The sequence below is a fragment of the Luteimonas sp. A277 genome, from assembly GCF_054052045.1.
Map to the genome: position 1 here is coordinate 106,958 of NZ_JBSVRG010000003.1, position 13,236 is coordinate 120,193.

General features: G+C 69.5%; 6 protein-coding genes. 1 reads left to right on the plus strand and 5 read right to left on the minus strand.

Annotated elements, in window-relative coordinates:
- Positions 1–11: 11 nt before the first annotated feature.
- From ACW7G2_RS04160 to ACW7G2_RS04180, 5 genes are all read right to left on the minus strand, one after another.
- Positions 12–2,657: a protein kinase domain-containing protein gene (locus tag ACW7G2_RS04160; RefSeq protein ID WP_456973036.1), complete on the minus strand. Its 2,646-nt coding sequence runs from the start codon at positions 2,655–2,657 to the stop codon at positions 12–14.
- Entirely contained in the window at positions 2,647–3,222 is a 576-nt protein-coding gene (locus ACW7G2_RS04165) for an ECF-type sigma factor (protein ID WP_456973038.1), read from the minus strand. Before ACW7G2_RS04165 ends, ACW7G2_RS04160 begins: the two co-directional genes overlap by 11 nt.
- 99 nt (positions 3,223–3,321) lie before the next feature.
- Positions 3,322–6,432, minus strand: a complete 3,111-nt coding sequence (locus ACW7G2_RS04170; RefSeq protein ID WP_456973039.1) for an efflux RND transporter permease subunit — start codon at positions 6,430–6,432, stop codon at positions 3,322–3,324.
- A complete protein-coding gene (locus ACW7G2_RS04175; protein WP_456973041.1) occupies positions 6,432–9,551 on the minus strand; it encodes a multidrug efflux RND transporter permease subunit in 3,120 nt (1,039 codons plus the stop codon). Before ACW7G2_RS04175 ends, ACW7G2_RS04170 begins: the two co-directional genes overlap by 1 nt.
- Positions 9,548–10,783 carry an efflux RND transporter periplasmic adaptor subunit gene (locus tag ACW7G2_RS04180; RefSeq protein WP_456973043.1) on the minus strand — a complete coding sequence of 412 codons (1,236 nt, stop codon included), beginning with the start codon at positions 10,781–10,783 and terminating at the stop codon, positions 9,548–9,550. The genes ACW7G2_RS04175 and ACW7G2_RS04180 overlap by 4 nt, the downstream gene beginning before the upstream one ends.
- A gap of 205 nt (positions 10,784–10,988) precedes the next feature.
- On the opposite strand from ACW7G2_RS04180, the gene ACW7G2_RS04185 reads away from it, so the two are divergent.
- Positions 10,989–13,184 (plus strand): hypothetical protein, encoded by a 2,196-nt coding sequence (locus ACW7G2_RS04185; RefSeq protein ID WP_456973045.1) that lies wholly within the window; start codon positions 10,989–10,991, stop codon positions 13,182–13,184.
- Positions 13,185–13,236: the final 52 nt, after the last annotated feature.

Sequence of the window (13,236 nt, forward strand, 5' to 3'; positions counted from 1 at the left end):
GGGCGCTGACCCTAGGGCAGGGCCAGGCAGGTGTGTTCGCCTGGGGCGGCCAGGCATTGCGACAGCGGGGCCACTCCTGCGTGAGCAGTCAGCTGACCGGCAAGTGCGGCCATGGCGGTGGCATCGTCCGTCTGGTGCGCCAACAGAAGCGAGGCCATCCACGGCCGCATCCATTCGCGGTGGTTTTCCTGCGGCGGATACTTCTCCCGCAGATCCGCAAGCGCTTCGCTGGCCGCATTCACTTCTCCCGTCACCAACAGCCATTCGGCACGCGCCTGGTGCCAGCCCAGCTGCATGGCGTCCTCGTCTTCCGGGATACACGCGTCAAGCACGCGGCTGGCCTCGACCAGCCTGTCGCGTCGCAGTTCGGCGCTCGCCCGGAAGCCGCAGTTGGTGAAGATCCCGAAGTGCGCCGGACCGACCGAAGCGCGCAGCAGTTCATCGCTGCGGGCAAGGACTTCGATTGCCTCCGCCGGGTTGCCGCTGGCCACCTCCGCGTATGCCTGGGCGGAAAGGCAGCGACCGAATGCACCCTTGCTGTCGCTCTGCTGACTCATGAGTCCGTCGCCCTCCCGGAACGCATCCAACGATTCAGCATGCGCGCCCCGCTGTTGCAGTACGAACCCCAGATAGCACCGCGCCATCCCGCGCATCAGCATCGGCCTCTGTTCGGAAATGTCCGCGGTTTCAATCGATTCCCTGGCCAGCGCTTCGGCGCGGTCAAGCATGCCCAGCGCACGAAGCGTATGGGTCGCCTCGCCCAGATTGAACGAAAGTCCCGCGGTCCCGGGCCCATAGAACGCCCGGGCGATCCGTAGCCGCTCTTCCTGGATCGGCAGCTTCTCCTCCGCGGATGCCTCCCACATAGCCGCCAGCAGGCCATTGATCACATGCAGGTGCATGTATGACTCGCGAACCTCGCTGCCCTCTACATCGGCCAGCAGGGTGCGGAAGTGGTCTCCGGCGGCGTCGGGCTCGATCTGCAGCAGGGCGTCCCCGAGCATGACCCGGGTGCGGAAGCGCTCCAGCGGTGGAGCGTCCCAAAGCGCGTTCAGCTCCATGGCTTCCCGTGCGTGAGCGGCTACCGCCCGGTAATCACCGTTGCGCCTGGCGTGGCGTCCCAGCTCCCAGTGTGCACGCGCGAGCTCGCCGGCGGCGATATCGCGATGCGGCGCGAGCAGTTCGAGTGCCTGTTCCAGGTCTTCGAGCGAGTGCTCGTGGTCCTCGAGATTGAAGCGTACGGTGCCGGTCAGCAACAACACGTCGGCAGCGGTAAGCGGCGTATCGGCGAAGTCTTCGCTCCTGGCCCGGTCCGAGGCTGTCTGCAGCAGGTCGGCGGCGGAAGGCGGTCCCCCGTCGCTGCCGCGCGCATTGAGAAACGCGTAGCCGATCATGTCGCGCACGTCCTCCGCCCGGCCCGCGCGCGCGTTCGCTTTACCGGCCTCGCGCTGTGCCAGTTCAGCCTGATGCTCGGCCAGCTCGGCTTGCTCGCGGGCCTTCCCGGCCTGCCACAGCGTTGTCGCGATGCCGCCGGCCATGGTGATTGCCAGCAGCATGCCCGCCGCCACGCCCACCTTGTTGCGGGTGATGAACTTGCGTGCCCGGTAGCCGATCTTCGGCTTCTGCGCGAGCACCGGGCGACCGTCGAGCCAGCGGCGCAGGTCGTCGGCCAGCGCTTCGGCGGTGGCGTAGCGTTGCCCGGGTTCTTCGGCCAGCGCCTTCAGCAGCACCCGGTCCAGGTCGCTTTTCAGCGGCACGTAGTGGCGGTGGTAGGCGTCGCCGGCATCGCGCACCAGCAGCGAAGGCCGGGTGCTGTGGGTACCCGCTTCGCCGCCGCCGGGGGTGCGGCCGGTGAGCAGGCGATGCAGCAGCGCGCCCAAGCCGTAGATGTCCATCACTGTGGTCGGTGGTGCGCCGCGCAGATGCTCCGGAGCGGCGTAGCCGGGCGTCAGGGCGCGCCACATGGTGTGGGTCCGTTCGCCGTCGTCATCGGCGAACTGGCCAATGCCGAAGTCCAGCAGGCGCACATGGCCGTCGCGGTCCACCAGCACGTTGGACGGCTTGAGGTCGCGATGGATGACCAGGTTGCGGTGGGCATAGGCAACGGCGTCGCAGACCTGCAGGTACAGGCGCACGATCGCCCGTGCGTCCAGCGACTGCGCGTCGCACCAGGCGTCGATGCGGTCCCCATCCACCAGCGGCATTGCCAGCCAGCAGGTGCCGTCGTCGGCCACCCCGGAGTCGACCAGGGCGGTCACGTTGGGGTGGTTGAGCCGCGCGAGGATCGCGGCTTCGCGATGGAAGCGTTCGCGGCCGGTCAGGCCCAGTGCGCCGAGGGTGAGGATCTTGATCGCCGCCTGCTGCCGGGCCATGCCCTGTTCGCGCCAGGCCCGGTAGACCACCGCCATGCCGCCGCGGCCGAGCTCGGATTCCAGGGTCCAGTCGCCAAGCTGACAGCCGGACAGGTTGCTGCCGGTGGGATCCATGGTGGCGCGCGGGCGCTGGTGGGCAGCGATGAGCTGCTCCAGGCGCTGGCGGACAGGCGGTTCTGGATCCTGCCCAGCCAGCCAGGCGTCCCGCTCAGCGGGGCGCAGATCCAGCCAGTGGTCGAACAGCGCATCGGCAGCCTGCCACTGCGCGAGCTGGTCAGGATCCATTGCCGTCTTCCTCCAGCATCGCCTGCATGAAAGCACGGGCCCGCTCCCAGTCGCGGTAGACCGTGCGCTCGGAGACATCCAGCAGCGAGGCGATCTCGGAAAACTCCAGACCGCCGAACCAGCGCAGCTCTACCACCTGCCGGCGCTGTGGACTGATCGCTTCCAGCGCTTCAAGCGCCTTGTCCAGGGCGAGCACGCTGGTCATGGCCGGATCGACGCCGGGGATCCGGTCGTCCAGTTCCACCATCAGCTGCCCGCCGCCGCGCTTGGCCGCGCCGCGCGCGCGCGCGTGTTCCACCAGGATCCAGCGCATTGCCTTGGCCGACGCCGCGAAGAAGTGGTTGCGGTCGTTCAGTGGGAGCGCACTGCCCTGGGTGATGCGCAGATACAGCTCGTGGACCAGTACGGTGGGTGAGATGGTGTGCTCACTGCCACGCAGGCGGGAGTTGGCCAGACGTACCAGTTCGGGGTACAGCGCCTCGAACACCGCCGACAGGTGCCCGGGCCCGTTTTCGCGGGCCTGCGCGAGCAGGCGTGTGATATCGGTCTCGACCACCTTGGCCATCCCCTTCCCTGTGCGCTGACGCTAGCAGGGGGCAGGGGGCCACGCAATCGGGGCAAACACCTGGAAACTGAACGGTCCGGGCCGTGGCCCGGGCGACGGTCAGGGCGTGGCCGGTTCCGCCGCCGGCTGGCGTACGAAGCGTGCGCGCAGGCGGGCCAGGGCCAGGTAGATCGCCGGGGTGGTGTACAGGGTCAGCAGCTGGCTCACCAGCAGGCCGCCCACCACGGCGATGCCCAGCGGGCGGCGCATTTCCCAGCCCTCGCCGGTGGCCAGCATCAGCGGCAGCATGCCAAGCAGGGCTGCCAGGCTGGTCATCAGGATCGGGCGGAAGCGCAGGCGCGCGGCTTCCACGATCGCCGCCTCCGGCGTCATGCCGTGATCGCGCTGCGCCGCCAGGGCGAAGTCGATCATCAGGATGGTGTTCTTCATCACCACCCCCACCAGCAGGAACAGGCCGAGCAGGGAGATCAGGTCGAGTTCGGTGTCAAACAGCAGCAGCGCCAGCAGCGCGCCGACGCCGGCCGACGGCAGGATCGACAGGATCGCCAGCGGCAGCAGGAAGCTCTCGTACAGCACGCCCAGCACCAGGTACACCGCCAGCACCGCGCCCAGGATCAGCCACAGCTGGCGCTGGCCCATGTCCTGCAGGCTGCCGGCGTCTTCGCTCAGCCGGGCCTGCACCTCGCTGGGCAGCATGATCCCGGCCATCGCGCGATCGATTGCCTCCACGCCCTCGCCCAGCGACACCCCCGGGGCGAGGGCGAAGTTGATGCGGGTGGCGATGAACTGCTCGCGGTGCTGGATGCGGTCGGGTGCCATGCCGTAGGACCAGCTGGCGAAGGCCGACAGCGGCACCCGCTTGCCGCCCTCGCCGATGGCGTACACCTGATCCAGCGTGTCGGGTGTCTGCGTGTGGCGCGGGTCCAGCTCCATCACCACCCGGTACTGGTTGAGGGTGTCATAGAGCGTGGCGACCTGGCGCTGGCTGAAGGAGTTGTTGAGCACGGTCGCCACCATGCGCATGTCCACGCCCAGCTGCGCGGCCGCGGTGCGGTCGATGTCCAGCACCACCTGGCGGCTGCCCTCGTCGCCGCGCGAGTCCACGTCCACCAGCTCGGGCAGGGCTTCGAGCGCGTCACGGATGCGCGGTGTCCATTCGCGCAGCGGGGCGATGTCGCCTGACAGCAGGTCCAGCCGGTAGGTTTCCTCGTCACCACCGCCGCCGCCGCCGATGCGGATGTCCTGGTCCACCCACAGGCCCATGCGTCCGCCGGGTACGGACGGCATCTGCATGCGCAGGCGGTCGATCACTTCGCGGCTGGAGACTCCGCGCTCCTGCAGCGGCTTCATCTGGATCATGATGAAGGCGTTGTTGACCCCGCTCGTGCCGCCGATGTAGCCGGAAATGTGCTCGATCGCGGGGTCGGACATCAGCAGCTGCCGGTAGGCGTCGATCTTGGGCTGCATGACCTGGAAGGAGAGGCCGTCGTCGCCGCGGGCGAAGCCGCGCAGCTGGCCGGTGTCCTGCTGCGGCACGGTGCCGCGCGGCACCTGCCCCGACAGCCATACGCTCAGGCCGATCGCGCCAGCCAGCACCAGCAGCACCACCGGCACGTTGCGCACCACGCCGCCGAGCGAGCGCAGGTACGCACCGCGCAGCCCTTCGAACGCCATGCCGCCCAGCCGCTGCCAAGGGGTGACCACCCTGTCCGGATCCTTGCGCCCGAGCAGCCGCGCCGCCAGCGTGGGAGTGAGGCTCAGCGACACCAGCAGCGAGACGCCCATCGCCGCCACCAGGGTCAGCGAGAACTCGCGGAACAGACGTTCGACGAAATCATCCAGGAACAGGATCGAGACGAACACCACCGCCAGCGCCAGGTTCATCGACAGCAGGGTGGTGCCGACTTCGCCGGCGCCGCGCATGGCCGCCTTCCACGGCGAGAGTCCGGCTTCAATGTGGCGGGAGATGTTCTCCAGCACCACGATGGCATCGTCCACCACCAGCACCGCGGCCACGATCAGGGCCATCAGCGACATGGTGTTGAGCGAAAAGCCGAGCATCCAGATGATCGCCAGCGCGCCGAACAGCGATACCGGGATTGCCAGCGTGGGTACCAGCGCCGCGCGCCAGCTGCCCAGGAACGCCAGTACCACCAGCACCACCAGGCCCACCGCCAGCAGCAGGGTGTGCTCGGCCTCGCTGAGGGTGGCGCGGATCACCGGCGAGCGGTCCATCACCACTTCCATGTCCACGCCGGCAGGCAGCAGCGCGCGCAGCTGGTCCATCTGCGCGTGGATCGCGTCCACGGTCTCGATGATGTTGGCGTTGGGCTGGCGGCTGATCACCAGCAGCACCGCATCGCGGTTGTTGTGAAAGCCCGCGGCGTAGCGGTTCTCGGTGCCTTCGGCCACCTGGGCCACGTCACGCAGGTGCACCGGACGGTCGTTGCGCCAGGCCACGATCAGCTCGCGGTACTCGTCGGCGGTGCGCAGCTGCAGGTTGGCTTCCACCTGCCACTGGCGGTCATCGGTGGCCACGTGGCCGAGCGGGCGCAGGGCGTTGGCGTTGCGGATCGCGCCGGCGACTTCGTCCAGGGCAATGCCGTACTGGTTCAGCGCCGAAGGGTTCAGCGACACCCGCACCGCTGGCAGCGAGGCGCCGCCGGCCTCCACCTGGCCCACGCCCGGGATCTGCGCGATCTTCTGCGCCAGGATGGTGGAGCCCACGTCATAGAGCTCGCCCGGGCTGAGCGTTTCCGAGCTCAGCGCCAGCGACATGATCGGCGCCTGAGAAGGGTTGATCTTGCGGTACTGCGGCATCCCCGGCATGCCCGAGGGCAGCTGCGAGCGCGCGGCGTTGATCGCCGCCTGCACCTCGCGCGCGGCCTCGTCCACGTTGCGGTCCAGCGAGAACTGCAGGCTGATCCGGGTCGAACCCTGACTGTTGGAGGAGGTGATGCGGGTGATGCCCGGGATCGTGCCCAGCGCCCGCTCCAGCGGCGTGGCCACCGTGGCCGCCATCGATTCCGGACTGGCGCCGGGCATGCTGGCGGTCACCTGGATGGCCGGGTAGTCGACCTGCGGCAGCGGCGCCACCGGCAGCATCCGGTAGGCCAGCATGCCCGCCAGCACGATCGCCACGGCCAGCAGCATCGTGGCCACCGGGCGCTCGATGAAGGGGCGCGACAGGTTGGCGCGCTTGGCTTCCATCAGAGCGCCGGTCCTGTTTCGCGAGCCGCGGCGCGACGGCGGTTGGTGAGGCGGTCGAAGAACAGGTAGATCACCGGCGTGGTGAACAGGGTCAGCACCTGGCTGACCATCAGCCCACCGACCATCACCAGGCCCAGCGGCTGGCGCAGTTCGGCGCCGGAGCCGGAGGCCAGCATCATCGGGATCGCGGCGAACAGTGCGGCCAGGGTGGTCATCAGGATCGGGCGGAAGCGCAGCAGCGCCGCGCGGTGGATTGCCTGCTGCGGTGCCATGCCCTGGTCGCGCTCCGCCTCCAGGGCGAAGTCGACCATCATGATCCCGTTCTTCTTCACCAGCCCGATCAGCAGGATGATGCCGATGATCGCGATCAGGTCCAGGCTGCGCCCGGTCACCAGCAGTGCAGCCAGTGCGCCCACCGTGGCCGAGGGCAGGGTGGAGAGGATGGTGATCGGGTGGATGAAGCTCTCATAGAGCACGCCCAGCACGATGTACATCACCAGCACCGCGGCCAGGATCAGCCACAGCGTGCTGGACAGCGAGTTGCGGAACGCCTGCGCCGCACCCTGCAGGCGCAGTTCCACGGCTGCGGGGAGGCCGAGCTCGGCGCGGGCGGCCTCGATCTGGTCCACCGCCTCGCCCAGCGATGCGCCGGGGGCGAGGTTGAACGACACCGTGGCCGCCGGAAACTGGCCGATATGGCTGACCATCAGCGGCGCGGCGCGGGTCTCGACCCGGGCAATCCCCGCCAGCGGGGTCTGCTGGCCGTCGCCGGTGGCCACGTGGATGCGTCCGATCGCCTCCGGTCCCAGCTGGAAGTGGCCGTCGACCTCAAGCACCACGCGGTACTGGTTGGCGTGGGTGAAGATGGTCGAGATCTGGCGCTGGCCGAAGGCGTCGTAGAGCGCATCGGCCACGTCGGACACGCGGATCCCCAGGCGCGCGGCGGCATCACGGTCGATGTCCACCCAGGCCTGCAGCCCGCCGTCCTGCAGGTCGCCGGCCACGGCCGCCATTGCCGGGGCGTCCTGCAGGCGTTCGATCAGGCGGTCGGCCCACAGGGCGAGCTCGGCGCTGTCGGGGCTGGTGAGCGCGAACTGGTACTGGCCGCGGCTGACCCGGTCCTCGATCGACAGCTCCTGCACCGGCTGCATGTACAGCGCGATTCCCGGCACCTGGGCCGCGCGCTGCTGCAGACGGGCGATGATCGCGTGGGCGCCTTCGGCGCGATCGGCGTGCGGCTTGAGCTCGATCAGCAGGCGTCCGGTGTTGAGCGTGGCATTGGTGCCGTCCACGCCGATGAACGAGGACAGTGAAGCCACGTCGGGATCTTCAAGGATCGCCGTTGCCAACGCCTGCTGGCGTTCGGACATGGCCTGGAACGAGACCTGTGCGGGCGCTTCGCTGATGCCCTGGATCAGGCCCGAATCCTGCGATGGAAAGAACCCCTTGGGCACGGCCACATACAGCAGCGCGGTCAGCGCCAGCGTGCCCACGGTGATGCCGAGCATCAGCGGCTGGCGGGCCAGGGTCCAGTGCAGGGCACGGTCGTAGAGCGCGATCACCCGGTCGAACATGTCGCCTTCCGCGCCGGCCTCGTCGTCACCAGCAGCCGTGCCGGGCTCGGCCACGCCGTGATCGCGCCCGGCCTTGAGGAATCGCGCGCACAGCATGGGCGTCAGCGTGAGCGAGACCACCAGCGACACCGCGATCGCCACCGCCAGGGTCATGGCGAACTCATGGAACAGGCGGCCGACCACGTCGCCCATGAACAGCAGCGGGATCAGCACCGCGATCAGCGACACGGTCAGCGAGATCAGGGTGAAGCCGATCTGCTTGGCGCCATCCAGTGCGGCCTGCAGCCGCGGCTTGCCCTCCTCAAGATGCCGGGCCACGTTTTCCAGCATCACGATCGCATCGTCGACCACGAAGCCGGTGGCGATGGTCAGCGCCATCAGGGTCAGGTTGTTGAGCGAGTAGCCGGCCATCAGCATGAAGCCGAAGGTGGCCACCAGCGACAGCGGCACCGCCAGGCTGGGGATGATGGTGGCCGGGATGGTGCGCAGGAACGCGAAGGTGACCAGCACCACCAGCCCGATCGCCAGCAGCAGCTCGGTCTGCACGCCCTTGATCGAGGCCCGGATCGATTCGGTGCGATCGCTGAGCACGGTCACGTCCACCGCGGTGGGCATGGCTGCCCGCAGGCGTGGCAGCAGTTCGTGCACCGCGTCGACCACTTCGATCACGTTGGCGCCGGACTGGCGCTGGATATTGATCAGGATCGCCGGCGTCTCGCCGGACCAGGCGGCCAGCTGGCGGTTCTCCGGCCCCTGCTCGACCTCGGCCAGGTCGCCCAGGCGCAGCGGCGCGCCGCCGCGCCAGGTGATCACCAGGTCCCGGTATTCCTGAGCCGAGCGCATCTGGTCGTTGGCATCGAGCATGATCGCCCGGTTCGGGCCGTCGAAGCTGCCTTTGGGCATGTTGACGTTGGCGGCTGAAATCGCCGCGCGGATGTCGTCCATGCCGAGGTTTGCCGCCGCCAGTGCGTTGGGGTTCACCTCCACCCGCACTGCCGGGCGCTGGCCGCCTGCCAGGCTCACCAGGCCCACGCCGGGCAGCTGTGACAGCCGTTGGGCCATCCGCGTATCCACCAGGTCGTAGACCTCGGGCAGCGGCAGTGTGGCTGAGGTAACCGCCAGGGTCAGGATCGGGGTGTCGGCCGGGTTGACCTTGCGATACACCGGCGGCATCGGCAGGTCGTTGGGGAGCAGGTTGCTGGCGCCGTTGAGTGCGGCCTGCACCTCCTGCTCGGCCACGCCCAGGTCCACCTCCAGCGAGAACTGCAGGGTGATGACCGAGGCGCCCCCGGAGCTGGTGGACGACATCTGGTTGAGCCCCGGGATCTGGCCCAGGTGGCGCTCAAGCGGCGCGGTGACCGCGCTGGTGGTGACCGATGGGCTGGCGCCCGGGTAGAAGGTCAGCACCTGGATGGTGGGGTAGTCGACCTGCGGCAGCGCCGCCACCGGCAGCAGCCGGTAGGCGAAGATGCCCGACAGCAGCAGCGCCAGCATCAGCAGCGTGGTCGCTACCGGGCGCAGGATGAAGGGACGGGAGAGGTTCATGCAGCCGGCCCGGCTCCGTTGCCGGCGTCGCCTTCAGCGGCGTCGGCGGCGTCGTCGTCCGTGGCGGTGGGGGGCTCGCCATCCACCTGCACCACCTCCACCTTGGCTCCATCGCGCAGCCGGTCGATGCCCTCCAGCACCACCCGTTCGCCGTCGGCCAGGCCTTCGACCACTTCCACCCGGCCGTCACTGGAGGCGCCCAGCACCACCGGGCGCACGCTGGCGGTGTCTTCGGCGTCGATCACATACACATAGGTGCCCTGGCTGCCGAACTGCACGGCTGCGTCGGGAATGGACAGGGTTTCCTCGTTGCCCAGCTGCAGGCGGATGTTGACCGATTGGTTGGGGAACAGGCGGTCATCCTCGAACAGGGCGCGCAGGCGCAGGGTGCCGGTCTGCGTGTCGATGCGGTTGTCGACGCTGGACAGGGTGCCGGTGGCCAGCAGGCGCCGCTCTTCGCGGTCCCAGGCCTCGACCGGCAGGTCGTCGGCGCGGCGCATGGCGTCGATCAGCGTCGGCACCGCGGTCTCGGGGATCGAAAACAGGGCGCTGATCGGGCTGGTCTGGGTAATGGTGACGATGCCCTCGGCATCGCCGCTGCGCACCAGGTTGCCGGCGTCCACCTGACGCAGGCCCACGCGCCCGGCGACCGGGGCGGTGATGCGGGTGTAATCCAGCTGCAGGCGCGCTTCGTCGACGGCGGCCTGGTCGATCTCGCGGCGCGCTTCCAGCTGGCGCACCCGCGCTTCCAGGTCGGAGACGTCCTGGGCGGCGACGTAGTCGCTCTTGGCCAGGTCGCGGAAGCGGCGCAGCTGGATCCGGGTGTTCTCAAGTTCCGCCAGGTTCTGGCGCTGCTGGCCCTCGGCTTCGGCCAGGCGGATGCGGTACTGGGCAGGGTCGATCTTGGCCAGCAGCTGCCCGACCTCCACCCGCTGGCCTTCCTCGAACTCCACCCGCAGCAGCTCGCCGTCCACGCGCGAGCGTACGGTCACCTGGTGCAGCGGGGTCACCGTGCCCAGCGCCCGCAGCTGGACCAGCAGCGGTGCCCGCTCGGCTGCGGCCACCCGCACCGGGGTGGCGGGGCCACCGGGTCCGAAGAAGCCGCCGCCCCGGCCAGGCCCCGGCGGCGTCGCGGCTTCGTCTCCACCCGCGCAGCCGCGCCACAGCAGCAGCAATGCGGCAATGACGGCCACGGCAATCAGGAGGGTCTTGGTGGGGGAGGCTTGCTTCATGGAGGGGTCCGGGATGTGCGGGGTGGCGGCACGGCGGCCGCAATCGGCCGGCGCCGCGGATCAGGCGTTCGGAAAGGGGGGTGGGCTTGCGCGGAGTGCTGGCGTGCGCATTTTACAGCGGGCCCTTGACAGATGGCGCAGCCGAAAGTCATGCCCGGGGGTCGTCACGGTGACGATGCCACGCGGCTTGCGGCATGCTGCGCCGATGTCCTCCCTCCGCTCCCGTTTGCACCGCACGCCCCGCTGGGTGGGTCGCCTGCTGGCCGCCCTGGCCATGATCTGGCTGGCCTGGCTGCTGCTGGGCAACCTGTTTCTCAATACGCCGTTGGGACCACGGATCGCCAATCACCAGCCGGAAAAATTCCGGATCGACTGGCGCGGTGGGATCACCCTGTGGCCGGGCCGGGTCACCGCATGGGGCGTGGACATGCAGGGCCACGTGGGCAATACGCTCTGGTCGGTGCGCGCTGATCGCGCGCGCGGGCGCATTGCACTGTGGCCGCTGCTGGCGCGCGAGGTGCGGGTGCCCCATGTGCACGCGCAAGGGGTGTCCGGCAGCGTAGGGCGGTCTGGCAGCGAGCGGCCGCGTCCGGAGCCGCGGCCGGGCGGCTGGACGCTGCGTTTCGATCGGATCGCCAGCGACAGCGTGCTCGGTGGCAGGCTGTTCGAGGACTGGGCCATCGAGGGCCGCGGCCACGCCGAGGTGGGCTTTCGCAAGCAGCTGCGGGGCGGGCCGATGGAGCTGTTTCCTTCTTCGGCAAGATTCCCGGCGGCGACATTGATCCATCGTGGCGAGCCGTTTGCCCGACAGGCCCGTATCGGCGCCACTTTCGCCATGGACGAGCACGTCAGCGCCGCGTTGCCGGGACTGGCCCGTCTGGAAGTGATCACCGCCACGTTGGAGCTGGACGCGACGGCGATGCTGCTGCAGGCGGCGCTGGATGAGGGCGGGAGTTACCGTTTCGCCATGCAACCGGGCAGCGGCCACCTGCAGGCCGGGTTTGCGCTGGAGCGTGGCGTGCTGGCGCCGGGCGGGCGGCTGCACCTGGCGGCCCCGCTGGTGGCAGTGGATGCCACGGGCACTTCTCGCCGCAACACGCTGGACCTGCGTGTGGACGTGAACCGCGACATCCATCTGCGCGTGGACGTACCCGACACCGGCGGCGAAGGCGCAGAACCGCTGATGCTGGATGCCGACCTTCGCATGGTCGGCAATCGGCTGCCGCTGGCTGATTGGCGCGAGCGCGTGGCTGGCACTTCGGGCCGGCTGCGCACCGACTGGCACTTTTCGTCACTGGCCTGGCTGGCTCGCCTGTTCGCGCCCGAGGGGCTGCTGGAGTTGGAAGGACACGGCGCGATCCAGGCCGATCTGGCGATCGAGGCTGGACGGCTGCAGGCCGGCAGCCGGGTGGAAGCGCCGACGGTGGCGGCCAGCGTGGCGGTGGCCGGGCAGCGCTTCTCCGGCCAGGCCCGTGCCATGGGTTTGATCGAGGCGGGCGCGGAAGGGCCGCGTTCGCGCCTGGAGCTGGTCATGGACAGGTTCGACATTGCCCCGGACGAGGACGGCGCGGTGGCCTACGTCAACGGCAGCGACCTGCGGCTGCAGGTGGAGGCCGATGGCGAACTGGCCCGGGTGCAGGACAGCGCGGTGGCGAGCCTGCGTTTCAACGATGCGGTGGTGCCGGACCTGCGCGCCTACAACCGTTACCTGCCGGCGGGAGAGCTGCGCTTCCTCGGCGGGCAGGGACGCACCTCGGGCGAGCTGCGGATCGACAGCAAGGGCCATGCCGGCGATGGCCGGCTGCGGGTGGATGGACGCGGCGCGCGGATCGCCTTCGCCGGCCTGGACGTGCGTGGTGACGTGGCGATCGATGCGCGCCTGGTGAGAGCCGACCTGAAGGACCGCGAGTTCGCGCTCGGTGGCTCCACCCTGCGGCTTCGCAATGCCGCCTTCACCGGCAGCGACGGCCGGGCACGCTCGGGCTGGTGGGCGGAGGTGGCGGTGGCCGATGGGCGGATGGGGTTCCAGGCCGATGACCGGCCGCGGATTGAAGGCAACGTGCGTGCGCAGTTGAAGGACGTGGACTTCCTGCTGGCGCTGTTTGCCACCCGCGCCGACTACCCGCGCTGGATTGGCCGGCTGGTGGATTCGGGGCGCGCGGAGGCCACTGGCCGGGTGCAGTGGCGGGACGGCACGTTCGTGCTTGATCGCGGCCACGCCCACAACGAGCGTTTCCATGTAGATGCCCGCTTGCGGATGCGTGGAGCTCGCCGCAGCGGTGACCTCTACGCACGCTGGGGACGGCTGGGTGTGGGCCTCGAACTGGATGGCGATGAGCGCAACCTGCACCTGCGCAACGCACGCGAGTGGTATCAGTCGCGGCCCCACCTGCTGCGCTGACGCCTGCGGCGGGCGCCGTTATAGTCGCTGTCCCCCTGACATGCGAGCGGTG

Bases quoted from the DNA above. Each gene is read 5' to 3' on its own strand.
- ACW7G2_RS04160 (WP_456973036.1), bottom strand. From the start codon at position 2,657: ATGGATCCTGACCAGCTCGCGCAGTGGCAGGCTGCCGATGCGCTGTTC.
- ACW7G2_RS04175 (WP_456973041.1), bottom strand. From the start codon at position 9,551: ATGAACCTCTCCCGTCCCTTCATCCTGCGCCCGGTAGCGACCACGCTG.
- ACW7G2_RS04170 (WP_456973039.1), bottom strand. From the start codon at position 6,432: ATGGAAGCCAAGCGCGCCAACCTGTCGCGCCCCTTCATCGAGCGCCCG.
- ACW7G2_RS04165 (WP_456973038.1), bottom strand. From the start codon at position 3,222: ATGGCCAAGGTGGTCGAGACCGATATCACACGCCTGCTCGCGCAGGCC.
- ACW7G2_RS04185 (WP_456973045.1), top strand. From the start codon at position 10,989: ATGTCCTCCCTCCGCTCCCGTTTGCACCGCACGCCCCGCTGGGTGGGT.
- ACW7G2_RS04180 (WP_456973043.1), bottom strand. From the start codon at position 10,783: ATGAAGCAAGCCTCCCCCACCAAGACCCTCCTGATTGCCGTGGCCGTC.